This is a genomic window from Hymenobacter armeniacus (genome assembly GCF_014699055.1).
In the GTDB taxonomy this organism is placed as follows: Bacteria; Bacteroidota; Bacteroidia; order Cytophagales; family Hymenobacteraceae; genus Hymenobacter; species Hymenobacter armeniacus.
In genome coordinates this window covers 562,061-586,182 of the sequence record NZ_JACXAC010000004.1, presented here as the reverse complement: position 1 = coordinate 586,182, position 24,122 = coordinate 562,061, and the positions used below count along the sequence as shown (strand labels likewise).

The window sequence follows — 24,122 nt, the reverse complement described above, 5'->3', positions numbered from 1 at the left end:
CCCCGGGCCGGTGCCGGGAGTATAAGCCCCCAACCGGCAGGCGCCGCGCGCTTGGTTGGCCGGGCAACAAAAATGCCCGAACTTTGCCCCCTGAAATACCTCACTTTACCACGTTAGTGCCGGGCCAGCGTTGCAACCGGGCGCCATTTCTTTGATATGATTACATCTCTCGTTACCGGCGGGGCCGGCTTCGTAGGAGCCCACGTGGCCCGCGAACTTCTCAAACTGGGCCACAAAGTGGTGGTGCTGGACGATTTGAGCGGCGGCTTTGAGGAAAACCTGCCCCACGCAGCCGAGTCGACGTTTGTGCACGGCTCCATCCTCGACCACGAACTGCTGGCCCGCCTGTTCGACGAGCACCAGTTCGACTACGTGTACCACCTCGCGGCCTACGCCGCCGAGGGCTTGAGCCACTTCATCCGCCGCTTCAACTACCAGAACAACCTGGTGGGCAGCGTGAACCTGATTAACGAGAGCATCAAGCACAAAATCAAGTGCTTCGTGTTCACGTCCAGCATCGCCACCTACGGCGCCCTCACCCCGCCCATGCGCGAGGACATGACGCCCGAGCCCGAAGACCCCTACGGCGTGGCCAAGTACGCCGTGGAGCTCGACCTGAAGTGCGCCCACGAGATGTTCGGCCTGAACTACGTGATTTTCCGCCCCCACAACGTGTACGGCGAGTACCAGAACCTCGGCGACCGGTACCGCAACGTGGTGGGCATCTTCATGAACCAGCTCATGCAGGGCAAGCCGCTCACCATTTTCGGCGACGGCGAGCAGAAGCGCGCCTTCTCCTACGTAGGCGACATCGCCCCCCACATTGCCAACTGCGTGAACATCCCGGAGAGCTACGGCGAGGTGATTAACATCGGCGCCGACCAGGAGTACACCGTGAACGAGCTGGCCACCACCGTGATGGAAAGCATGGGCCTCGAAGGCATGATTCGCCACGTCGATGCGCGCAACGAAGTGCAGATTGCCTGGGCCGACCACTCCAAAGCCCACCGCCTCTTCGGCCAGGGCCGCGCCACCACCCTGCGCGAAGGCCTCGACCAGATGGTGGACTGGGCCAAGCGCACCGGCATCAAGAAAAGCAGCAAGTTCGAAAACATCGAAGTGCTGGAGAAGCTGCCCCCGGTGTGGCTGGAAGACTAGGTTGATGCATTTTTAAGTATCGTTTGAGAGAACGTCATGCAGAGCGGAGCGAAGCATCTCGCGTGTGGTAGTAATCATTTACTCTTGCACGCGAGATGCTTCGCTCCGCTCTGCATGACGTTCAATTTTTATCCTTTTTAGCACCTGAATGAAACGCATCCTCTGGGTGGCCATGCACCGGCCCGACCGTTCGCCCTCGCAGCGGTTCCGCTTTGAGCAATACATCGACTACCTGCGCGAAAACGGCTTCGACAGCGACTACTCGTACCTGATTTCGGCCGAAGACGACAAGGTGCTCTACAGCCCCGGCAACTACTTCGGCAAGCTGAAAATCTTCCTCAAGAGCGCGGCCAAGCGCCTGGGCAACGTGCTGGACTTGGGCAAATACGACATCGTGTTTATCCAGCGCGAGGCGTTCATGATTGGCACCACCATTTTTGAGCAGCTGTTTGCGAAGTCGAAGGCCAAGGTGGTATTCGACTTCGACGATTCCATCTGGCGCAACCAAGGCGAAGCAGTGGGCGCCAACACCAAGCTGCTGTTCCTGAAAAACCCCGACAAGACGAAGGACATCATCGCCGCGTCGGACATGATTTTTGCGGGCAACGAGTACCTGGCCAATTATTCGCGGCAGTTCAACAAGAACGTGGTGATTGTGCCCACCACCATCGACACCGACGAGTACCAGCGCGCCAAGCTGCCGCCGCACCCCGGCCGCGTGTGCGTGGGCTGGAGCGGCAGCTTCACCACCATCGAGCACTTCGAAACGGCCATTCCGGCCCTGCGCAAGCTCAAGGCCAAGTACGGCGACAAGATATACTTCAAAGTCATCGGCGACGGCAGCTACCGCAACGAGGAGCTCGGCATTGTGGGTCTGCCTTGGCGCAAAAACACCGAGATTGAGGACCTGTCTGAAATCGACGTGGGCATCATGCCGCTGCCCGACACGGAGTGGGCCAAGGGCAAGTGCGGCCTGAAAGGCTTGCAGTACATGGCCCTGGAAATCGCCACGCTGATGTCGCCGGTGGGCGTGAATTCGACCATCATTCAGGACGGCGTGAACGGCTATCTGGCCGACCAGCCCGACGAGTGGGTGGACAAAATCAGCCGCCTCATCGACAACGAAGCCCTGCGCCTGGAAATGGGCCGCGCCGGCCGCCAGACGGTGGTGGACCAGTATTCGGTGATTTCGGAGCGCGGGCACTACCTGCAGCTGTTCCGCGAACTGACGGCGTAGCTTCCCGGCATTCGGACCCACAAACGCGGCCCCAGTGGTCACTCGAACCTGAAAACGGTTGGGTGGCCGCTGGGGCCGCGTTTTTGCGCTTCGGGGCGGTGGCCGGCAGGTAACGCCTCAACTTATTCTAGCCCAATTTCCCAGGCCTTGCCTTTGTTATCAGCCCAGCGCTGAGCGAAATGCTTACTTTGCTCATCACTTCCTGGAAGTGCCAGCGCCGACCTGTATTGCTTCTTACTCAGTTACTATGCTCCTTTCTACTCTTGTTGGTCTTTTATCAGAAAAAAAAGCGCTTTGGCGCGTGATGCGTGGCGGCTTGGCGTTGGGGCTGCTGTGGCTGACGGCCGTGCCCAGTCGCGCGCAGGCGCCCAGCCTACTCACGCGGCAGCCGGCCCGAAACGCACTGGCCGCCAGCCGGTCAGGCAACGTTTCACTTGGTTTTTCGCAGCCCATTTCGGCCAGTACGGCGCCTAATCTGCGCCTTGTCGGCAGCCAACGGGGCCAAGTGGCGGGCGTGGTAACGGGCGGGGGCACAAATACGCTGACGCTGGACCCGGCCCGGGATTTTGCGCCGGGCGAGGTGGTGAGCGTGACCGTGCCAGCCACCATGCAGAACACCAGCGGCAGCGCGGTCACGAAGCAGGTGTATCAGTTTAGGGCCGCAGCGGGCGGCACGGGGCAAGCCAATTTTGGGGCAGGCACCGACCTAACGTTTCCCAATGCAGCCACCGCTATAGCCGTGGGCGACCTCGACAACGATGGCGACCTCGACTTTGTGGTAGGCAGCCAGTTTACGGACGTTGCTGTTCGCTTCAACTCGGGCGCGGGCGCTTTCGTCAGCATGCCCGACATTCCGGTGCTGGCGTCGGTTCTGGCCTTGGCCGATGTAGACAACGACGGCGATTTGGACTTGCTCGCCGGTCCTAACGCCTGGTCAGCAGACGTGCTTCTTAATAACGGGGCAGGGGCTTTCGCGCCGGCGGGCAGCGTTAGCCTTTCGGCCAGGACGCGGCAATTGGTGCTGGCCGATGTGGACGCCGACGGCGACGCCGACCTGCTGGCCCTGAATGCTATGGGGTACGCCGACCTGCGCTTTAATAACGGCGCGGGCACCTTCGTGGGCACTGACCGTATTTTTCCCACCCGGTACCAGGCTGCCGGCTTGGCGGTGGGCGACGTGGACAACGACGGGGACCTAGATGTGGTGATGGGCTGCTCGGCTGGCGGGCAAACAGACGGCAGCGTCAGCATTTGCCTGAACAACGGCAACGGAACCTTCAACAATGGCCCGGCCCTGGCGGCCGGCGCGGCCCCGGAGCGGGTCCAGTTGGGCGACGTAGACAACGACGGCGACCTAGACCTGCTGGTGAACAACTACAACAATGCAACTGTGACCCTGCGTCTCAACAACGGCCTTGGCACCTTCGGTGGCGTCATTGAGACCCAACTCCCGGGCCGCGGCCTGGCACTGGCGGACCTGGATGCCGACGGCGACCTTGACCTCATGACTACGGCGGGCGGCCGGCTGAACGACGGGGCCGGAAACTTCACCGCCTCCATACCGGTGGCGCCCATTGTAAACGGTATCATGCCACAAGAGGTAGTGACGGGCGACCTGGACGGCGACCTGGACCTCGACTTGCTGGCGCTCACCATCAACAGCAATAACGCCACGGTGCGGGTGTACCCCAATGAGCTGGCCGCGGGGCCGGCCATCACCTACCTGGCCCCGCCGGCGGGGCCGGCGGGCACAGTGCTGGACATTGCGGGCCGCAACTTCACGGGTGCGACCCGCGTGGCACTCAACGGCACGCCGCTGGCGGGATTTGTCGTGAATTCGCCCATGCGCATCACCGTCACCATACCGTCGGGTGCCACTTCCGGCCCGCTGACGGTGATGACGCCCGCGGGCACCACGGCGGCGTCCTTTGACGTGACGATGCCCCTGGCCATTACCAGCGTAGCTCCGGCCCGCCACGCGGTGGCCGTGTCGCCAACCGCGCCGGTGGCCATTGGCTTTACGCAGGCCATCAGCAGCGTTTCGGCGGGGGGCTTGGTGGTGCACGGCGCCCAGCGCCGGGGCAAACGCCCCGGCGTGCTGACGGGCGGCGGCACAGCCGCGCTTTCCTTTGCCCCAACGCAGGGCTTTGCGCCCGGCGAGGCCGTGAGCGTGAGCGTGCCGGCCAGCCTGCAAAGTGCGGCCGGAGCGCACGTGCTGGGGCAAGTGTACCAATTCACGGCCGCCGCCACGGGACCGGGCCGGGGCACGTTCACGGGCAGCTCGGCCATTGCCCTCAGCAGCGAGTCGGCGCAGGTGGTGGCCGGCGATGTAGACAAAGACGGCGACCTGGATTTGGTCATTGCCAACAGCCTTGGCAACAACATCAAAATTCAACTCAACAACGGCATTGGAGGGTTTGTGGCCGGGCAAAGCACCGCGCTGCCATTGATTCCCTACGATGTGGCTCTTGTGGACGTGGACAACGACGATGACCTAGACCTGGTGAGCATAAGCACTTCCAACTCGACGGCAAACAGCACGGCCACCGTATTTCGGAACAACGGCAGTGGCGCTTTTGCCATTTCCTCGACCTACGCTATGACCGGCAGCATGCACCGATTGGCCGTGGGCGACCTGGATGCTGACGGCGACCAGGACGTGGTCTTTCCGGTCATCAGCGGCGACAGCGCTCGGGTGCGGCTGAATGACGGCACCGGCGCTTTTTCCCGGGTTTACAATCTGTTTGTGGGCCGTGCTCCCCTAGACCTCGAACTAGGAGATGTGGACGGCGACGGCGACCTGGATGTGGTGGCCCTGCTGCCCAACGGCACGCTCAGTGTGCAGCTAAACAATGGCGCCGGCATCTTCCAACGCCTGGCGCCCGGCATCATCACCCCGGGCCCGGCCGGCGGCATTCCGCAGGAACGAATGGCCCTGGGCGACCTAGACGGCGACGGCGACTTGGATGCGGTGCTTCCACTCGGTGGCAACGTGCCTCCATTTGGTGGCACGGTAGTGCTATTCAACAACGGCAATGGCATTTTCACCGCCGGTGCACCGCTTACCATTGGTTACCGGGCCAGCGTGTTGCTGGGTGACCTCGACGCTGACGGCGACCTGGACCTGACTATCACCAGCACCGACCAAAACAGCAACGGCTTGGTGAATGTGCGGCTCAATAGCGGAAATGGCACCTTTTCGGGCGCGCAGGCGGTGCCTACTGGCTCCTACCCCCAGGGCGGCGCGCTGGCCGACCTGGATGGCGACGGCGACCTTGATTTGGCTATGCCGACGGCTACAAGCAACGCGCCCAGAATTGATTTGCGCTGGAACGAACGGGTGGCCTTGCCGGCCGTGGTTGCCTTTGCGCCGGCCAGCGGGCTGGTGGGGGCCACGGTGGTGCTCACAGGCAACGACTTCATTGGCGTTACCGGCGTACAGTTCAACGGCACGGCCGCGCCGGGTTTTGTGATTAACTCGGCCACCCAAATTACCGTGACGGTGCCCGCGGGCGCCACCACCGGGCCGGTGAGCGTGACAAATGCCGCGGGCACCGCCACCTCGGCCACCAACTATACGGTGCTGACGCAGATTACTGTGACCGGGCGCACCCCGGCCCGCAATGCCGTGGCAGCGCCCGTAACCAGCACGGTTGCGGCGCAATTCTCGCAGCCCATCACGGCGGCTTCGGCACTCGGGCTGGCCGTGTTTGGGAGCCAAAGCGGGGGGCGGCTGCCGGGCACACGCACGGGCGGCGGGTCGAACACGCTTTCGCTGGCCCCGGCCCGGCCGTTCGCCCCCGGCGAAACGGTGAGCGTGACGCTGCCAGAAACCCTGCAGGATACTGGCGCAACCCAGTTTTTGCCTCAGGTCTACAGCTTCACGGCGGCGGCTAGCGGCACGGGCCGGGGCGTGTTTGCCGTGGGCACGCCCGTGGCCACGGGCATAGCGCCCGGCAGTCCGGCCCTGGCCGACCTGGACAACGACGGCGACCTCGACCTCCTGGCCGTGTCGTCGAACGGAACCACGGGCACCGTTCACGTCCGGCTGAACAACGGCAGCGGCGCCTTCACCGTCAACCGGGACTTGGCGCTGGCCATTGTACCGCTCTCCCTGGAACTGGCCGATGTGGATGGCGACGGCGACCTGGACCTGCTGGCGTTGGAAACGGTGGGCGGCAGCAAGGCTTACGTACGGCTGAACAACGGCAGCGGCGTTTTTTCGGGCACGGCGCAAGTGCCGTTTGCGGGCGTTACCGCTGCGCTGACAACCGGCGACCTCGACGCCGATGGCGACCTGGACCTAGTGGCCGTGAGCACCAACGGCTACGCGTACGTGCGCACCAACGATGGGCAGGGCAACTTCTCGGGGAGTACGGCGCTGCAGATAGCCGCGAGCCTGCAGATGTGGACCACACTGTATGACGCGAAGCTCAGCGACATGGACAACGACGGTGACCTCGACCTAGTGGTGGCCGCGTACGGTAACTCGCGCGTCAGCATCTGGAATAACAATGGCACCGGCCAGTTCGTCGCTTTCAGCACCGTGGCCATTGCCGATGGCCCCGTCCAATTGGAAACCAAGGACGTGGACGGCGATGGCGACCTGGACCTGATTGCTACCGGCGACAGTCCGTCCGCCGGTTTCCCGGCTCCCATTACGGTAGCGCTGAACGCCGGCAATGGTACTTTCCCCCCCGCTGCGGCCACCGTGCTGACGGCGGGTGGTTCCTACAACAGCATTGCTGTGGGCGACGTGGACGCCGACGGCGACCTCGACCTACTGGCGGCCCGGAATTCCTCGAATGGGCTGACCGTTTTCCGCAACGATGGCCAGGGGCGTTTTGGCAACAGCACCGGGCTGGCCCTGGCGTGTGGCGGCATTGCCCTGGGCGACGTGGACGGCGACGGCGACTTGGATTTTGTGAGCGGCGGCGCCGTACCTGCCGTTTCGGTGGTTTTCAACGGGGCTTTGCCAAGCATCATCAGCTTTACACCTGCCAATGCCGCCCCCGGCACCACGGTGGTCATTACCGGAACGTCGCTAGCGGGCGCCACAGCGGTCACGTTTAATGGCGTTGCGGCGGTTTTCACAGTGGTTTCGGCCACGCAGATTATTGCCACCGTGCCGGTGGGCGCCACCACGGGCCAACTGGTGGTGACGACCCCGCAGGGCCAAGCCGTTAGCACCGGCACGTTTACAGTGGTGTTGGCCGCGCGCAACGCCGCGCTGGCGGGGCTGCAACTACATCCGGTGCCGGTGCACGACCGCCTCACAATAACGGCCCCGGCCGGAAGCGACTTGCGCTCTGCCACTCTGCGCGATGCCCTAGGCCGACAAGTCCGGCCTGTGCAACCCCTGACAGCAGCCGGACAGTTGAACCTGAGTGGCCTGCCCACGGGCATCTATCTGCTGGAACTGCGCACGGGCACCGGCGAAACCATCGTTCGGCGCATCGTGAAGGAATAATAGCTATGCGGCTGGGCGCTGGCGCAAGCACGAAAAAGGACGATGCCGGGCCCGGCATCGTCCTTTCCGCATTTTGTAGAGCTTCGAGCACCAAGGCTCAAAACGTACTTGCTGCCCCAGTCTGCAGCTCTACTGCGGTTGAAAAGGCCACCGCTTCAAGCTGCGGCTCCAGAGCAAGAAAGCTACGGTACCTAGCGCCATCATGCCCAGCGCGGCGAACTGGAAATAGAGCTTGAAATGCATCCCGCCCCACGTCACCTCAGCCGGCGCGATGCCCACGAACACAAACAGCCACACGATGATGGCCAGAATAACCGGCAACGGATACAGCGGCATCTTGAAGGGCAGCGCGGCCGTGCCGCGCCGTCGCCGCAACAGCACCAGCCCCACCGCCTGGCCCACAAACTGCACCAGAATGCGCATGGCCAGAATGGCCGAAATCACCTCGCCCAGCCGGAACAGCAGGCTGAACACGAAGCCCACGCCGCCCAGCAGCAGCAGCGAGACGTAGGGGAAGTTTTTGGTGGGGTGCAGTTTGCCGAACACGGGCAGGAACTCGCCGTCGGCCGCCGCCGCGTAGGGGATGCGCGAGTAGCCCAGCAGCACCGCAAACAGCGAGGCAAATGCCACCAGCAGCACCAGCGCCGTGGCAAAGGTGGCAGCCGCCGGCCCGTAGAGCCGCTCCACAAACACACTCACGATGAACTGCGACTTGTCGCCGGCGCTGGCCTGCCAACCCTGCACTTCCTGCCACGGAATAACGGTACCCACGCTCCAGTTCAGCAACAGGTATAGCGCCGCAATGCCCAGGATGCTCAGGAAAATGCTGCGCGGGATGACCTTTTCCGGACCTTTGATTTCGGCGCCGAGGTGGCACACGTTGTAGTAGCCGAGGTAGGAATAGATGGTTTTGACGGCCGCCTGGCCCATGGCGACGGAAATAAGCAGGCCCGGCAAGGCCGGAAAGCCGCCTTCCGGAAAAATGGCCACGTGGTGGTTGGGGTGCGTGACGCCGCCGAAAATCAGCCAGCCCATGAGCCCGAGCACGCCCACCCACAGCGCCACGCCCAGCTTGCCAATGTCCTCGATGCGGCGGTAGAGCAGCACGATGAGCAGCAGCACCACGCCACCGGCCACGGCTTTGGGCTGCCACCATTCGGTCATCGGCACGAGGTAGCCGAAATATTGGGCGAAGCCGATGGCGCCGGACGCCAGCACCAGCGGCGACTGAATGAGCGTTTGCCACACGTAGAGAAACGACATGTAGCGGCCCCACTTCTGCTCGCCGTAGGCCAGCTTGAGGAAGCGGTAGCTGCCGCCGGCTTCGGGGTAGGCGGCACCCAGCTCGCTCCAGATGAGGCCATCGACGGAGGCCAGGGCGGCGCCTACTAACCAGGCCAGCAGAAAGTTCGGGCCCATGAAGCCCATCACGAGCGGCAGGGTGACAAAGGGGCCAATGCCCACCATGTCTATCATATTTAGCGCCGTGGCCTGGACCAAGCCGAGGCGGCGCTGCAAAGTGGGTGCGGACATGGGGCGAAAGTAGCGCGAACTGCACAGTCCGCGCTACTTTCCAACGTCGCCCCCATTCCCTGCGTAAGCCCCGCCAGTGCTTCATCAAATCTTCATTTAAAATCCATGGCGGGCAGCTCTTCCAAAATCGTGGTGTACGGCGCCATTGGGGCCAACTTGGCCATTGCCGTTTCCAAGTTTGTGGCGGCGGGCTTCACCGGCAGCGCGGCCATGATGTCGGAAGGCATCCACTCGCTCGTGGACAGCGGCAACGGCCTGCTCATCCTGCTGGGCATGAACCGCAGCGCCCGGCCCGCCGACGCGCGCCACCCCTTCGGCCACAGCAAGGAAATCTACTTCTGGACGGTGATTGTGGCCGTTTTGATATTTGCCGTAGGCGGCGGCATGTCGCTTTATAAAGGTTATCAGTACCTCCGCAACCCCGCCCCGCTCACCGACCCCACCTGGAACTACTGGGTGCTGGGGCTGGCCATCGTGTTTGAGGGCGTGGCCTGCACGCTGGCCTACCGCGAGTTCAAAAAGACGCAGGGCGAGCAGGGCTTCTGGCAGGCGCTGCGCACCAGCCGCGACCCGGCGGTGTTTGCCATTTTGCTCGAAGACCTGGCCGCGCTCGTGGGCTTGATGATTGCGCTGGCTGGCATTTTCTTCGGGCACTTGCTGAATAATCTGTACTTCGACGGCGCGGCATCCATGACCATCGGGGCGCTGCTGGTGGGCATGGCCGTGTTCATGCTCACGGAAGCCAAGGGCCTGCTGGTGGGCGAAGGCGCCAACCCCGACGTGCTGGGCCGCCTCGAAGCCCTGGCCCAGCAAGATGCGGCCGTGGGCCAGCTCCGCGCCCCCCTCACCATGTACCTCGGCCCGGCCGATGCCATTCTGGCACTCGACATTGCCTTTCACGACCACCTGACGGCCGTGGAGGTGGAGCAGGCCGTGGAGCGCCTGCAAACCAGCATCAAAGCACAGTATCCCGAGTTTAGCAAGATTTTCATTGAGGCTTCCTCGCTCACCGGGCACGCGCGGTAGCGCGAACTGAAAGTTCACGCTACCGCCCAACGCCAACCCATTTCACCGCGTAAGCCTCGCCATGAGTTCACCGGGTTCTTCCAAGCTGGCCATTTACGGGGCCATTGCCGCCAACGTCGCCATTGCCGCCAGCAAGTTTGTGGCGGCGTATTTCACCGGCTCTTCGGCCATGCTGTCGGAAGGCATTCACTCGCTCGTGGATAGCGGCAACGGCGGGCTCATTCTGCACGGCGTGCGCCAGGCCGAGAAGCCGGCCGACAAACGGCATCCCTTCGGCCGCAGCAAGGAGCTGTATTTCTGGGCCCTGATTGTGGCCATTCTGGTGTTTTCGGTGGGCGGCGGCATGTCGTTCTACGAAGGCATCGAGCACCTCAAGAACCCCGCCCCCCTCTCCGACCCCACCTGGAACTATTGGGTGCTGGGCTTGTCGCTGCTATTTGAGGGCATTTCCTGCTTCCTGGCGTTCAAGGCCTTCAATGCCGACCGGGGCGACGCCGGCTTCTGGGACACGCTACGGCGCAGCAAAGACCCATCGGTGTTTGCCATTTTGCTCGAAGACCTGGCCGCCCTGCTGGGCCTGCTCATTGCGCTGGCCGGCGTGTATTTCGGGCATTTGCTCAACAATCCCTACCTCGACGGCGCGGCTTCCATTGCCATTGGCCTGCTGCTGGTGTGCGTGGCCTTGTTCCTCATTTACAAAACCAAGCGCCTGCTGGTGGGCACCGGCGTCGACGACGAAACCCTGGATGCCATCGAGGCTTTGGTGCGCGCCCAGCCCAACATCGACCAGGTGGGCCCGCCCCTCACCTCCTACCTCGGCCCGGCCGATGTCATTCTGGCCCTTGACGTGGAGTTTGCCCACCACCTCACGTCCGAGGAAATTGAACACGCCATCGACGCGCTGCAGGACGTTATTCGGGCCCAATACCCGGAAATGAAACGCATTTTTGTGGAGGCCAAGTCGCTGTCAAGCCGCGAGCAGACCGCCTAGGCACATTCACCCCCAACAGCTCGTCTTGCTCATCGGGCGTTCTTTGCCCCCCTATTCAACCAGACTCCCCGCCGCATGGCCGACGCTAACGCTTCCAAACTCTCCCTCTACGGCGGCATCGCCGCCAACATCGCCATTGCCATCAGCAAGTTTGTGGCGGCGTATTTCACGGGCTCTTCGGCCATGCTCTCGGAGGGCATTCACTCGCTCGTCGACACCGGCAACAGCGGGCTGCTGCTCTACGGCACGGCCCAAAGCCAGCGCCCGCCCGACGCCGAGCACCCGTTTGGGCACAGCAAGGAGCTGTATTTCTGGGGCCTGATTGTGGCCGTGCTGATTTTCGCCATCGGCGGCGGCATGTCGTTCTACGAGGGCATCAAGCACATTCAGCACCCCGAGCCGCTCGAAGACGCCGGCTGGAACTACGTGGTGCTGGGCCTGTCCTTCCTGTTCGAGGGCGTTGCGTTTTACTTGTCGGTGAAGGCGCTGCTGGCGCAGTCGGACGCCAACGTGGGCTTTGTGAAAATGCTGCGCACCAGCCGCGACCCGGCCGTGTTTGCGTCGGTGATGGAAAACCTGGCCGCGCTGGTGGGCCTGGCGCTGGCCGGCATTGGCGTGTTTTTGGGGCATTTGCTCAACAATCCGTACTTCGACGGGGGTGCCTCCATCGCCATCGGGCTGCTGCTGATGCTGGTGGCCGTGTTTCTGGTGGGCCGCACCAAGGGCCTGTTGGTGGGCGCCGGCGTGGATGCCGACACGCTGGCCAACCTGGAGCGCATAGCCCGCGCCCAGCCGCAGGTACGCGAAATCCGCTCGCCCCTCACCATGTACCTGGGCCCGAACGACGTCATCATGGCGCTGGACGTGGATTTTGCCGACAACCTCAGCTCCATCCAGGTAGCGGCGGCCGTGGAGCGGTTGCAGGACGCCATTCGGGAAGAGCACCCCGAGGTGCAGCGCATTTTCATCGAGGCCAAAAACCTGGTGCAGGCGGCGCCCACCGCCGCGCCATAAGCTCGGCCTTAACCCGAGGCCGCTTTTTGCGGTACACAGAAGCGGTGCCCGCGCTAGCTCGACAGCTGGCGCGGGCGCTGGCATATCCCCCCTTTTCCAGCTATGGCAATACTTACCCCCGATTCCAGCCCGTTTCAGTCTTTTTGGTGGGGCGGCTACGAGTGCACCGACCAGCTCAACGCCTTCGGCAACCGGGTCGACTTCCTGCCCCTCACCGGCCATTTGCAGTTGATTGACGAAGACTACGCCGCTCAGAAGCCCTTCAACGTGGGCACCGTGCGCGAGGGCATTCGCTGGGCGCACATCGAGAAAACGCCGTATCAATACGATTTCAGCACCGTAAAAACCATGCTGGACGCCGGCGCGCGCCACGGCGTGCAGCAAATCTGGGACCTGTGCCACTTCGGCTACCCCGACGACCTCACGCCGCTGCACCCCATGTTTGCCCGGCGCTTTGCCGCGCTGTGCCGCGCGTTCGTCGATTTCTATCGCTCCGTGCGGCCCGAGGGCACGCTCATCGTGACGCCCATCAACGAGGTGAGTTTCATCAGTTGGCTGGGCGGCGACGCCAATGGCACTTCGCCCTACTGCCACGGCCAGGGCTGGCGCGTGAAATACGGCTTGATGCGCGCCTACATCGAAGGCAGCTACGCCCTGCGCGAGGCCGACCCCGGCATCCGCCTGCTCACCACCGAGCCGCTCATCAACATCGTGCCGCCGCCCAACGCCTGGCCTCAGCAGCGGCGCGAAGCCCGCGATGCCCATAATAACCAGTTTCAGGCCACGGATATGCTGTGCGGTCGGATGTCGCCCGAGTTGGGCGGCAGCCCCGAGCTGCTCGACATCGTGGGCTTTAATTACTACTACGACAACCAGTGGCAGCTGCACCCGCACCAGAAAATGGGCTGGAACGACGTGGTGATGGACCCGCGCTGGGTGCCGTTGCACAAGCTGCTGCAAAATGCTTACAAGCGCTACGGCCGCCCCTTCGCCATCACCGAAACCAGCCACCCCGGCGTGGACCGGCCCACGTGGTGGCGCATGATAGCCGAAGAGTGCGCCCAGGTGCTGCGCAAAGGCCTGCCGCTGCAGGGCGTGTGCATTTACCCCTTCATCGACCGGCCCGACTGGGACCACCTCGACCAGTGGCACCGCTCCGGCCTCTTCGATGCCGACCTCACCCAGCCCGGCCCCGGCCGCGTGCTGCACCAGCCCAGCGCCGAGGCCCTGCTACAGGCCCAGGCCGTAGTGAGCGCCGCACGGCCGCCCCGCAGCCGCGTGCGCCTGCCCGAGCTGCTGTAGAGACGCGACACTTCGCGTCTCGGCATTCGTACCGTATGGGTATCGTTCAATGCGCCGGTATGCCCAACGACGAGACGCAATTATGCGTCTCTACTTTTGCCTGCATGAATGCTGCTACCGCCACGCTGCTCACGCCCCTCGGCCCGCTGGCCCTCACCGGTTCCGATGCGGGCCTGAGCGCCGTTACGTTTCTCAACGAAGCGGCCGAGCTTACCGCGCCCGCCGCCGTGGCCTCGTGCCTGCGTGCGGCCCACGAGCAGCTGCGGGCATATTTCGGCCGCGAGCTGCGCGACTTCAGCCTAACCTATGCCCCCGCCTACGGCACCGATTTTCAGCGGCAGGTGTGGCAAGCGCTGGCCGGCATCGGCTACGGCCGCACGGCTTCCTACCTCGACGTGGCCCGGCAGTTGAACAATCCCAAATCGGTGCGGGCCGTGGGCGCGGCCAACGGCCAGAACCCGCTGGCCATTGTGTGGCCCTGTCACCGCGTCGTCGGGGCCGACGGCAGCCTGACGGGCTACGCCGGCGGCATGCACCGCAAAAAGTGGCTGCTGGAGTTTGAGCAGCCCGTGCGGCAGGGCGGGCTGTTTGGGTGAAAATTGACCCTCCTACGCCCCCACAAACTTCAGTAGCCCTTGGTAAATGAGGTTGTGCTGCCAATACAGCTGCAGCACCATGGGAATGTGGTGTCGGCCGGGCATGATGGTGTAGAGCGGCGCCTGCCCGGAGGCCTTCAGCTTGTCGCGGAAGCGCCCCGAGCTGCCGCTGATGCTGGGATACGTCTCGCCGCCAAGGTAGAAAATGAACGGCGGCAGGCCGGGCCTGATTTTGTAGATGGCCGACAGCTGCTTCCACACGGTAGGGTCGTTGCCGAAGGGCACGAGGTACTGCTCGTCGTTGCTGTACTTCATTTCCCGGAGGTAGCTGTACATGTCGAGCCCGGCTGGGTCGTCCAGAATGGCGCCGCGCACGGGGTTGTGGGGCAGGCCGTGGGCGGCTAGCAGCTCGTCGTCGGTGGCGAGCAGGGCGGCCAGCCCGCCCCCGGCCGAGTGGCCCATCACAAACACGCGGGCGGGGTCGCCGCCGTACTGGCTGATGTTCTGCACCGTCCAGGCCAGGGCGCGGGCGCAGTCGGCGGCCTGCTCGGGCACGTGCACGGCCGGCGCCAGGCGGTAGTTGATGACCACGGCCACCACGCCCTGCTTGGCCAGGCGGCGGCCGATGAAGGTGTAGAGGTTTTTGTTGCCGCTCGTCCAGCTGCCGCCATGGATGAACAGCACCACCGGAAAGCCGGCCGCGTGGGGCGCCGATTTCCTGGGCGAATACACATCGAGCAGGTGGCGCTTTTTGTCAACATCGGGGGCATTGACGGGCACGTACGCCACGTCTTTGGCCCGGCGGCTGGGGCGGGCCACCACGTATTCGGTGGCCAGCACCACTACCGCCACGACCAGCAACGCGGCCACCGGGACCGCCAACAACAAACGACGCATACACAACGAGCAAGAAAAAGCCACGGGCAGGTGCCCGCCGCGTGGCTCACCTACGCCCCGGCGGCCGCCGCAGTTTGCCCACGGGCAAGGGCTGCGGCGCGGCCCGGCCTTGCCGCGGTTGGCTTTATCTTTGTCAGCATCCGTAGCTGGCCCATTTTGATGGGGTTACGCTTTCTTTTTATTCATTACCGCATCCACGTGTTTCTCTCCGCTTCTTTCAAAACCGTTTCGCAGGCCGTGGCCTCCGTTGGGCTGCTGGGCCTGCTGCTGGCCCCTCCGGCCCACGCCCAACGCAAAAACAAAGGCCAGGCCACCAACGCCGACGGCAGCCTGGCCGCCACCACGGCGGCCCCCGGCAAGCCCGCCCGCCTGCTGCCGCTGTTCGGCGGCCTCAGCCCCGCCCAGGCCACCCAAATTATTGGCGAGGCGCAGCTCAAGGCCATTGCGGCCAGCTTTGCCTCCACCACCGAGGCCAGCACGTTCTTCGCCACCAAAGGCTTCGAGTACCTGCGCGAAAACAACCCCGACACCGCCGCCTACCGCTTCAACCTGGCCTGGCTGCTCAACCCCCAAAACCCCGACGCCTACCGCGGCCTGGGCATTGTGGCCAGCGCCGACGCCACCCCCGACGCGGCCATTGGCCTGCTCAACAAAGGCTTTGCGCTGGCGCCCAACAACTCGCTTATCATGAGCGACTTGGGCACGAGCTACCTCATTCGCTACAGCCAGACCAAAAAGAAAAAGGACCTCGCCACCGGCCTCGACCTGCTGCAGCGCGCCACCGCCGCCGACCCCGCCAACGCCATTGCCTGGCAGCAGCTGGCCCGCGGCCTCTATTACCAGGAGAAATACGCCGAAGCCTGGGCCGCCGTGCACAAAGGCCAGAACGCCAGTGTGAGCAGCCTCGACCTCGACCTCGTGACCGACCTGCTGGCCAAGCTGCCCGACCCGCAAGGCACCTTTAAATAAGCCCGCCGCGTAGACACGGATTTCCGCCGCGTGGTCGTTAGGGGTCACCCGGGGCTTCCTCCATTTTTACTTAGACTACCTATGCGGTTTCGTTCTTGGATATTTAAGGCCCTGGTGGCGGGCGTGGGCGTGGCCGGCGCCCTGCCGGCGCAGGCCCAGTTTCACCGAGAGGTGCGGCACTACAACCGGCAGGGCCGTCCCTACTACCGCGGCCCGCTGCACGTGACGCTGGCCGGCGGCACCACGTTTTACGACGGCGACCTGGGCAACGCCCTCGGCGACAATTTCCTGGGCCCGGCCGTGAGCGCGGGCGTGCGCTACCGCCTCACGGCGCACATGCACATCGCCGGCGAGTTCTCCTACTTCGAGATGGGCGCCCGCGACAAGGCCAAGGAGCGCGGCCTGGCCTTCACCAGCACCAACGGCCTGGGGGCCGTGTTCCTGCGCTTCGACCTGTTGCCCGACGAGTCCATTTTTGCGGCTTCGCTGGCCGAGGCGCCGGTGTTCCAGGTATACCTACAGGGCGGGGCCGGGCTGGTGCTCTACAACCCCAAGTCTTACCTGGGCACCACGCGTGCGGGTGGCCAAACCGGTTTTCTGGCGCCCGAGCGCAACGACTACCCGGCCCTGACGGGCGTGTTTCCGGTGGGCGCCGGCTTCGCCGTGCGCCTCACCGACCGCCTGCGCGCCGGCCTCGAAGGCAACTACTATTTCTCGGCCGGCGACCAGCTCGACGACATCAGCAAGCGCCTGAACGGCGCCTCGCGCAACAACGACGGCTTTGCCACCGTGATGCTCAAGCTGGACTACGAGCTGAAGTAGCCCAGCCGGAATTTTGCCATAAAAAAAGCCCTTCCGCTGCTGCGGAAGGGCTTTTTTGTGGCTCAGAGGAGTGCCGAATGGGCTATTCTTTCACGAAGCGCTGGTGGAACACCTTTTGGCCGTCGCTGGCGCTCACGGTGTACATGCCCTTGGCCAGGCCGCTGATGTCCAGCGTGCCGTTGCGCAGGGTGGCGCCGGCCACGCGGGCGCCGCGGATGTCGGTCACGGTCACGTCCTGGGCTTCGGCGTTGCCGGGCAGGGCTAGGCGCAGGGCGTCGGTGGCGGGGTTGGGGTACACCTCGAAGGTGCTGGCGGCCTCATTGCCCAGCGGCGTAGAATTGCCGGCCAGGGTGGCCGGAGCGGTGAGGGCCGCACCGCCCGTGATGTTGAGGGTGTAGTCCTCGGCTTCGCCGTAGCTGAAGGTGCCGCAGCTGGTGGTGGCCGAGTTGTCGCTCATAATCACGCGCATCACCGTGGTGCCGTTGCGGGCGGTGGTGGGCACGGTGAAGGTGCTGCTGAGGGTGCCCGCGCTGGCGCTGCTGCCGCTCACCACCAGTTCGCCGGCATCGGTGAACACGCCGTTCTTGTTGTAGTCGATGTAGATTTTCCAGTACTCGGTGTAGGCGGTGCTGGTGAAGCCGGCCGAGAAGTAGATGGTCTGGGCCGAGCCGGCGGTGACGGTGGTGCTCAGGGCCGTGCCGTTGTAGTAGCCGGCGTCTTTGCCCGAAGTGCGGTTGATGCTGCCCAGTTGCACGAGGTCAATCCACTCGTAGGACTGGCTGGTGCCCTTGATGGTGCAATACGTGGTGGTGGTCGGCGGCGTGGTGGTGCCCCCGCCGGTGTACGACGCGCCCACGCCCACGGCGTACCAGGCGTTGGTCACGGCAATGACCTGGGCCGAGCCGGCGCCGTACAGGTCGGTGGCGGCCTGGATGGCGTAGGTACGGGCCTGGGCGTAGGTCGACGAGGCCGTCATGTACACGCTTTCCATGCGGTAGGTGATTTTGGCGGCGGCGTCAATGCCCACGCCGGTCACGCTGTAGGTGTTGCCGCCTTCGTTGGTGCCCGATTTGCCCACGGCCAGGATGTAGTACCAGTGGTTGAGCACGCCCGAGTTGGTGTGCACGCCGCCCTGGTCGTTGGCGTTCGACGGCGACGAGGTGGTGGCCACCCAGTACTGCCCCTTGTAGTAAGCCGGCTGGCCCAGCGACTTCGGGTCGCTCATTGAGCGCAAAGCGGCCTGCTGCTTGTCGATTTCCTCGCCAATGAGCCAGGTCGACTTCGCTTTCACACCGCCCGAAGTAAAGCCGAGGTTGGCCACGGCATAAGCCTCAATCGAAGCGCCCCAGATGTCGGACAGGCCTTCGTTCATGGCCCCCGATTCGTTGGCGTAGGTGAGGTTGGCCGTCTTTTCGCACACGGCGTGGCCGATTTCGTGGCCGCACACGTCCAGCGCCGTCAACGGGCGGAAACGGGTAGCGCCGTCGCCGTAGGTCATGCGCACGCCGTCCCAATAGGCATTCTCGTAGCCGGCGCCGCCGGGCACGTCGTCGAAGTGCACGTAGCTTTTGATGATGGCCCCGGCGTTGTCGTAGGAGTTGCGGCCGTGCACGTTTTTCCAGTAGTCGTACGTGGCCTGAGCGCCCACGTGGGCATCGCCGGCCACGTTATCGAAGTTGGCGTTGTTGTATTCGGCCGCCGTCCAGTTGTTGTCGGCGTCGATGAAATCAGTGGCCGAGGTGTAGCTGTTGCTCTTCTTGCAGTTGTATGTCTGGATGCCCAGGCCGCGGGTGGTTTCGCGCAGGAAATAGCCGCCCGTGGTGGTGCCATCGGCAATGGTGCGGCTGCCGCTGTAAGCCGTGGCGAAGGTGCCGGTGGCCGCCGCGTGCTTGATGATGTTGTCTTGCAACACGACCTGGCCGCTGCGCGCATCCACGTATACGAAGGAGCGGCTGATGGGCTGGGCGGCGTATACGTTGAACTTCCAGGCCAGCACCAGGGGGCCGGCTTCGGCGTTCTGGCGGCCGTCGCGCACTATCACCAGCTCGCCCTGCGGGGCAAATTCGGCGGCGTTGGCTTCGGTGGTTTGCCACATGTACTTGCGGGCGCCCACGTGGGCCAGGGCCTTGGTCAGGGCCGCGCTTTCGCTCAACGAAGGCGTGGTGCTCAGGCCCGAAATCTTTTCAAAATCGCCGCTGATGCTTTCCACGGTGCCGCCTTTGCTGTGCACGGTGTAGGTGGCGTGCTCCACGCGCACGCCCTGGTAAAACTGGGCAAACTTCTGGTGGGTGTAGCCCACCTGGTCGGTTTCCAGGGTGCGCTGCACCATTTGGTCGGCGGTGGTGAGGCCAAGCTGCTGGCGCAGCACTTGGTCGCCGCTCAGGCCGCGGTAGGCCATTTTTCCTTCGGGGCTAAACTGCACCAGCACGGGCTGGTTGTCATTGCCCAACACTTTGGTTTGAATGCGGGCCGCATCCTGTGCCTGTGCCGTGGTAGCGGCCAGTGCGCCGAGCAGAGCTACTGCTACAGCTGAGTATTGTTTTCTCATGTAAAAAGGGTTGATGGTGGGAAATTTGGCCCGCTGCAAAAGTTGAATATTTCGCAGTGAATCCGCCGCAACCTAACCATTTTTACATTCCGCAATCGATGTCGATTAAAAATTTTAATACTTATGACAAAATTTTGTACGAATCATGAACGTTTGATGAAGACGATTTTGCACTCTAACAAATAGAATTATTCCTTTCACCCGAATCGGCCAAAACGGGCCTATTTTTGCTTACGATTGCTACTGTCGAGGTAGTCGACGGCGAGGGTGGCCAGCGTTTTCACGCCCAGCGTGAGGCCGCTCTCGTCGATGCGGAAGCCGGCCGTGTGGTGGTCGGCCGCGGTGGCGGGGTCCTGGCCTTTGGCCATGCCGCCCACAAACAAGAACAGGCCGGGCACCTTCTCCTGGTAAAAGGAAAAGTCTTCGGCCCCGGTCACGGCCTTGATTTCGCGCACGTGGCCGGGGCCGGCGGCGGCTTGCAGCGTGGGCAGCATGCGCGCCGTGAGGGCGGGGTCGTTGCTGGTGACGGGCACGTAGGGCTCGATGGTGACTTCGGCGGTGGCGCCGGCGCTCTCGGCAATGTTGGTGGCAATGCGACGGATGGACGCCCAGATGCGCTGCTGCACGGCCGGGTCGAGCGCCCGAATGGTGCCGCTGAGTTCCACATCGGCCGGAATGACGTTGTAGCGCACGCCGCCGTGCACGGTGCCAACCGTCACCACGGCCGCGTCGTCAATCAGCTTGATTTCGCGGCTCACGATGGTTTGCAGGCCTATGATAATCTGGGCACTTGTCACCACGGGGTCCACGCTGTTCCAGGGGTAGGCCCCGTGCGCGCCCTTGCCCCGCACCTTGATGGTGAACCGGTCGGAGCTGGCCATTTCGCCGCCGGGGCGGTAGGTGAGGTTGCCCACCTCGGTCTGGGCCTGAATGTGCACGCCAAACACGGCGTCGACCTTGGGCTTGTCGAGCACGCCTTCCTTCACCATGAGCTTGGCGCCGCCTTCCACGCCCGGCAGCGAACCTTCTTCGGCGGGCTGGAAGATGAACTTCACGGTGCCGGGCACGTCTTTTTTCACCTGGCTCAGCACCTCGGCCGCGCCCATGAGCATGGCCACGTGGGTGTCGTGGCCGCAGGCGTGCATCACGCCCACCGGCTGGCCCAGGTAGGTCGATTTCACTTTGGAAGCGAAGGGCAAGTCGTTGCTTTCGGTGAGGGGCAGGCCGTCCATGTCGGCGCGCAGGGCCACCACGGGGCCGGGCTTGCCGCCGCGCAGCACGCCCACCACGCCGGTGCGGCCCACGCCGGTTTGTACTTCCAGGCCCAGCTTTTTGAGGTGGGCGGCCACGATGCCGGCCGTGCGGGTTTCCTCGTTGCCCAGCTCGGGGTGCTCGTGGAAGTCGCGCCGCCAGGCAATCACCTTGGCTTCTTCCTGGGTAGCCAGTTGGGCAATGCGGGCGTTGAGGGCCGCGTTCTGCGCCTGTGCCAGGCGGCCCAGCGCCGCCAGTGCCACGCCGGCCAAAAGAGAACGAAGAAGGGTAGCGGAGCGGCGCATAACGAGCGAAAAAAGTGAAATAACAATCAGGGCCCAGGGCACGCATGCCCGGCGCGTAATGTTACGCCCCGGTTATCAAACATGCGCACGGCTGTGGGGCCGCCGCCGTATTTTTGCCCGTTGAGTTATCCGCAGCTAATTGGCTGACGGGCTTTCTTCTGTCTGATTGTGGCCAATCTTCTTTCTCCTACTACTGCCTCTCCCCTCGAAACGGTCCCGGCGGTAGGCCGCCGCACGGGGTGGGCCGCGGCCTGGAGCCGCCCGGCGTTCCGGCTGCGGCTGGCGTTGGTGCTCGCATTGCTGGTGGGCCTGCTGCCGGTGGTGCCGGGCTTTTACCATTTCATCCAGGCGCGGCCGGGCCACCTGCTGGCCGACCCGCTGCTGGCGCTGCTGCCGGTGCACGACGTGTCGGTGCCCACGTTTGCCATCATCTACGGGGCCATAGCGGGCACTTTTGCCTACCTCCTGCCGCGGCCCAATCTGCTGCTGCGGGCGCTGTGGGGCTACTATTTCCTGCAGGTGCTGCGCATGGCCACGCTGTGGCTGCTGCCGCTGGAGCCGCCCACCACGCTGGTGGTGCTGCACGACCCGGTGATGGACCGCATTTTTGAAGTGACCACGCAGCCCATTGTGCGCGACCTGTTTTTCTCGGGCCACACGGCCACCATGGCGCTGCTAGTGCTGGCCGTGCGCGGCCGCGCCTGGCGTCGCGCCCTGGTGCTCATGACCGTAGCCGTGGGCCTGCTGGTGCTGGTGCAGCGCGTGCACTACACCTACGATGTGCTGGCGGCGCCGCTCTTTGCCTGGCTGGCCTACTGGCTGGCGGGCCGGATTACGAAGCGGCAGCCCGCCGTTCACGAACCCATCCTTTTTTGACCGTTTTTGCGACACACCCGAAGGCCCCGAAAACGCAGGTTTTCGGGGCCTTTTTTTAGGTAGAGGTTTGAACGTCCTTACCTTTCAAGGTAACCACCGTTTGACTAAACGTCCTTAGCTTGTGGGATGAAGAACTTGTACTTGGCATGGGGTGCGGTGCTGGCGGGTAGCAGTGCCTGCACGCCGGCAGCAGAGCCGGCTAGGGATTACGTGCACTTGCAGGGCGTATGGGAGGCGAAGCGTTGCCAGAGCGTGGAAACCAACCTTATGGGGCGGCGCGTGTTCGCCCGAACGGACGTGTACCCTGCCGGGCAGGTGGTCTGCGAGATTACCCCCACCGAAGTGCGCCACTACCGCGGCGGGCACGTGCAGGTGCGGGCCCGCTACACCCGCACGCCGGCGGGGTTTCGCTTAGCAGAGGCGCACGGGCTGGGCGCGGTGCGACTGCCGGGCGACAGTGTAGACGTGGCCATTGACTCGCTGACCCGTACGCGCCTTGTGATTCGGCAGGCCATCCCTTCGTCCGACTCCACCACGCTAACCAGCACCATTACGTACGCTCGGCGCGCACACGTACCGGCCCCTGAGCAATAGAAAACGCGCGTTTACCTTGCTACCCTTTGGCTATACATTCTGCGGACGAGCTGACGAGGCCTCTTCCCGGTAATAGGCGCCTCGGATGCACGAGAAAATGCCCTCGGCTGCCTCCACGAAATAATCGCACGGGTTGGACGCATTGAGGGGTGCGTCTTGGGCGGAGCTGTCCACGAAGAGCTTGAGTTCGGCTCCAGAGCGCAGGGTCAGCGCCACATCCCCGCCGGAGGCCATTTGGGCGCTTGCCACCACTTCGCCTTCGTGGGCCGACAAGGCCGCCGCTAGGTACGCTTCCGCGTCTTGCCACGTGCACGCCACGCGGCCGGTCCGTAGTAGCTTCCAAGCGCAGTACACCATCAGGTAGCGCACTTCGCCACTCGTCGGCTGCAGATGCAGGCTGAAAATGGAGCCCGTCCCAACTCCAGCTTTCACCGTTGCTACCTGGGTCCCCACGACGAGCCGTTCGAGGGCCACGGCAAAGACTGCTTCAGGGAGTTCTTCCATAGCCGAAGGTAATTCCGCAAACGCTCCTTTCGGCAAACTACTAATTGTAGCACGCCACTGGGTGCCTGCAAGCGGCTGCGGCACTTGGCGGGTTTACGAAACTCGTCTACGAATCACTGTTTACAAAACGCGCCAAGTAGATGAGTTTCGTGAACTCGGTGGGTTCGAAATACCAGCCAAGTCCTACAGATACTTCTCGTAAATCCCCGCCGCTATTTTCTCCACGATGCCCTTGGGTACTACGCTGGTGAGGCCGGCCGATACTTTGTTGAGCACGCCGGGAATGATTTCGGCCTCGCCGGCCAGCAGGCTGTTCACGGCGGCTTCGGCCACGGCTTCGGGCGTCATCGACACCTTATTGGCGGTGGCTTGCAACTCGGCGCCCATGCCGGCGCGGTCGGCGAAGGCGGTGGTGGTGGCGCCGGGGCACAGGCAGGTCACGGAGACGTTGCTCGACTTTAACTCGTAGCGCAGGCCGCGGCTGAAGCTGAGCAAAAACGCCTTGCTGGCCGCATAGAGCGACAGCGACGGCACCGCCTGGTAGGCGGCCGTGCTCGACACGTTCAGGATATACGCCTTGGGTGCTTTGTGCAGCGCGGGCAGCAGGGCGTGCGTGAGGGCCACGGGCAGGTTCATGTTCAACTGCAGCATGTTCTGCTGCTCGGCCAGGCGGAGCTGCTCGAACCGCCCCCAGAGGCCGTAGCCGGCGTTATTCACCAAGATGGCTAGCTGGTCGGTTTGCTGGGTGGCCCAGTTGGCCACGGTGTCGGCAGCGCCGGGTGCGGCCAGGTCGAGGGCCAGCACACGGGCTTGGCGCTTATGCTTCTGGGCTACCTCCTGGGCCAGGGTAGTGAGCTGGTCTTCGGAGCGGGCCACCAGCAGCAGGTCGTAGCCGCGCTGGGCCAGCCGAAGGGAAATGGCCCGGCCAATGCCGCGCGAAGCGCCGGTAACGAGAGCGTACATTTTATCAGTGAACAGTTAGCAGTGAGCAGTGAACAGTTGCCAGGAGTTCACCGAACAACGCTGTTC

Annotated in this window: 18 protein-coding genes; 12 read left to right on the top strand and 6 right to left on the bottom strand. The window is 63.8% G+C overall.

Annotation, left to right across the window (positions count from 1 at the left end):
• Positions 1 to 156: 156 nt before the first annotated feature.
• The 3 genes from IC234_RS13760 to IC234_RS13750 all read left to right on the top strand — a co-directional run bounded on the left by IC234_RS13760 (position 157) and on the right by IC234_RS13750 (position 7,865).
• On the top strand, positions 157 to 1,158 hold the full coding sequence (locus tag IC234_RS13760) for an NAD-dependent epimerase/dehydratase family protein (RefSeq protein ID WP_190925564.1): 1,002 nt from the start codon (positions 157 to 159) through the stop codon (positions 1,156 to 1,158).
• A 148-nt stretch (positions 1,159 to 1,306) separates the two neighbouring features.
• Positions 1,307 to 2,395 carry a glycosyltransferase family 4 protein gene (locus tag IC234_RS13755; RefSeq protein WP_190925562.1) on the top strand — a complete coding sequence of 363 codons (1,089 nt, stop codon included), beginning with the start codon at positions 1,307 to 1,309 and terminating at the stop codon, positions 2,393 to 2,395.
• A gap of 304 nt (positions 2,396 to 2,699) precedes the next feature.
• Positions 2,700 to 7,865 (top strand): FG-GAP-like repeat-containing protein, encoded by a 5,166-nt coding sequence (locus IC234_RS13750; protein ID WP_190925560.1) that lies wholly within the window; start codon positions 2,700 to 2,702, stop codon positions 7,863 to 7,865.
• A 129-nt stretch (positions 7,866 to 7,994) separates the two neighbouring features.
• Here the strand turns inward: IC234_RS13750 and IC234_RS13745 are convergent, their stop codons facing one another.
• A complete protein-coding gene (locus IC234_RS13745; RefSeq protein WP_190925558.1) occupies positions 7,995 to 9,398 on the bottom strand; it encodes an APC family permease in 1,404 nt (467 codons plus the stop codon).
• A 105-nt stretch (positions 9,399 to 9,503) separates the two neighbouring features.
• Between IC234_RS13745 and IC234_RS13740 the strand changes: the two genes are divergently transcribed.
• The 5 genes from IC234_RS13740 (at position 9,504) to IC234_RS13720 (ending at position 14,327) form a co-directional block, all read left to right on the top strand.
• Entirely contained in the window at positions 9,504 to 10,424 is a 921-nt protein-coding gene (locus IC234_RS13740; protein WP_190925556.1) for a cation diffusion facilitator family transporter, read from the top strand.
• A gap of 61 nt (positions 10,425 to 10,485) precedes the next feature.
• A complete protein-coding gene (locus IC234_RS13735; RefSeq protein WP_190925554.1) occupies positions 10,486 to 11,415 on the top strand; it encodes a cation diffusion facilitator family transporter in 930 nt (309 codons plus the stop codon).
• A gap of 75 nt (positions 11,416 to 11,490) precedes the next feature.
• The gene (locus IC234_RS13730; protein ID WP_190925552.1) at positions 11,491 to 12,429 is read left to right on the top strand and encodes a cation diffusion facilitator family transporter; all 939 of its coding nucleotides are present in this window, start codon (positions 11,491 to 11,493) and stop codon (positions 12,427 to 12,429) included.
• Between the two features lie 102 nt (positions 12,430 to 12,531).
• Positions 12,532 to 13,731, top strand: a complete 1,200-nt coding sequence (locus IC234_RS13725; protein ID WP_190925550.1) for an amine oxidase — start codon at positions 12,532 to 12,534, stop codon at positions 13,729 to 13,731.
• A gap of 104 nt (positions 13,732 to 13,835) precedes the next feature.
• On the top strand, positions 13,836 to 14,327 hold the full coding sequence (locus IC234_RS13720) for a methylated-DNA--[protein]-cysteine S-methyltransferase (RefSeq protein WP_190925548.1): 492 nt from the start codon (positions 13,836 to 13,838) through the stop codon (positions 14,325 to 14,327).
• Positions 14,328 to 14,339: 12 nt separating this feature from the next.
• Here IC234_RS13720 and IC234_RS13715 read toward each other — a convergent pair whose 3' ends face one another.
• The gene (locus IC234_RS13715; protein ID WP_190925546.1) at positions 14,340 to 15,224 is read right to left on the bottom strand and encodes an alpha/beta hydrolase; all 885 of its coding nucleotides are present in this window, start codon (positions 15,222 to 15,224) and stop codon (positions 14,340 to 14,342) included.
• A gap of 198 nt (positions 15,225 to 15,422) precedes the next feature.
• Between IC234_RS13715 and IC234_RS13710 the strand changes: the two genes are divergently transcribed.
• Positions 15,423 to 16,193 (top strand): tetratricopeptide repeat protein, encoded by a 771-nt coding sequence (locus IC234_RS13710; RefSeq protein WP_190925544.1) that lies wholly within the window; start codon positions 15,423 to 15,425, stop codon positions 16,191 to 16,193.
• Between the two features lie 81 nt (positions 16,194 to 16,274).
• Entirely contained in the window at positions 16,275 to 17,015 is a 741-nt protein-coding gene (locus IC234_RS13705) for a hypothetical protein (RefSeq protein ID WP_190925542.1), read from the top strand.
• A gap of 82 nt (positions 17,016 to 17,097) precedes the next feature.
• On the opposite strand, the gene IC234_RS13700 is transcribed toward IC234_RS13705, so the two are convergent.
• Positions 17,098 to 19,563: a M4 family metallopeptidase gene (locus IC234_RS13700; RefSeq protein ID WP_190925540.1), complete on the bottom strand. Its 2,466-nt coding sequence runs from the start codon at positions 19,561 to 19,563 to the stop codon at positions 17,098 to 17,100.
• 221 nt (positions 19,564 to 19,784) lie between these two features.
• Entirely contained in the window at positions 19,785 to 21,119 is a 1,335-nt protein-coding gene (locus tag IC234_RS13695; RefSeq protein ID WP_190925538.1) for an amidohydrolase, read from the bottom strand.
• Between the two features lie 168 nt (positions 21,120 to 21,287).
• Between IC234_RS13695 and IC234_RS22195 the strand changes: the two genes are divergently transcribed.
• Entirely contained in the window at positions 21,288 to 21,995 is a 708-nt protein-coding gene (locus IC234_RS22195) for a phosphatase PAP2-related protein (protein WP_190925536.1), read from the top strand.
• Positions 21,996 to 22,247: 252 nt separating this feature from the next.
• Positions 22,248 to 22,589 (top strand): hypothetical protein, encoded by a 342-nt coding sequence (locus IC234_RS13685; RefSeq protein ID WP_190925534.1) that lies wholly within the window; start codon positions 22,248 to 22,250, stop codon positions 22,587 to 22,589.
• Positions 22,590 to 22,619: 30 nt separating this feature from the next.
• On the opposite strand, the gene IC234_RS13680 is transcribed toward IC234_RS13685, so the two are convergent.
• Both IC234_RS13680 and IC234_RS13675 read right to left on the bottom strand, forming a co-directional pair.
• The gene (locus IC234_RS13680) at positions 22,620 to 23,093 is read right to left on the bottom strand and encodes a hypothetical protein (protein ID WP_190925532.1); all 474 of its coding nucleotides are present in this window, start codon (positions 23,091 to 23,093) and stop codon (positions 22,620 to 22,622) included.
• A 183-nt stretch (positions 23,094 to 23,276) separates the two neighbouring features.
• On the bottom strand, positions 23,277 to 24,056 hold the full coding sequence (locus tag IC234_RS13675) for an SDR family NAD(P)-dependent oxidoreductase (protein WP_190925530.1): 780 nt from the start codon (positions 24,054 to 24,056) through the stop codon (positions 23,277 to 23,279).
• Positions 24,057 to 24,122 lie beyond the last annotated feature (66 nt).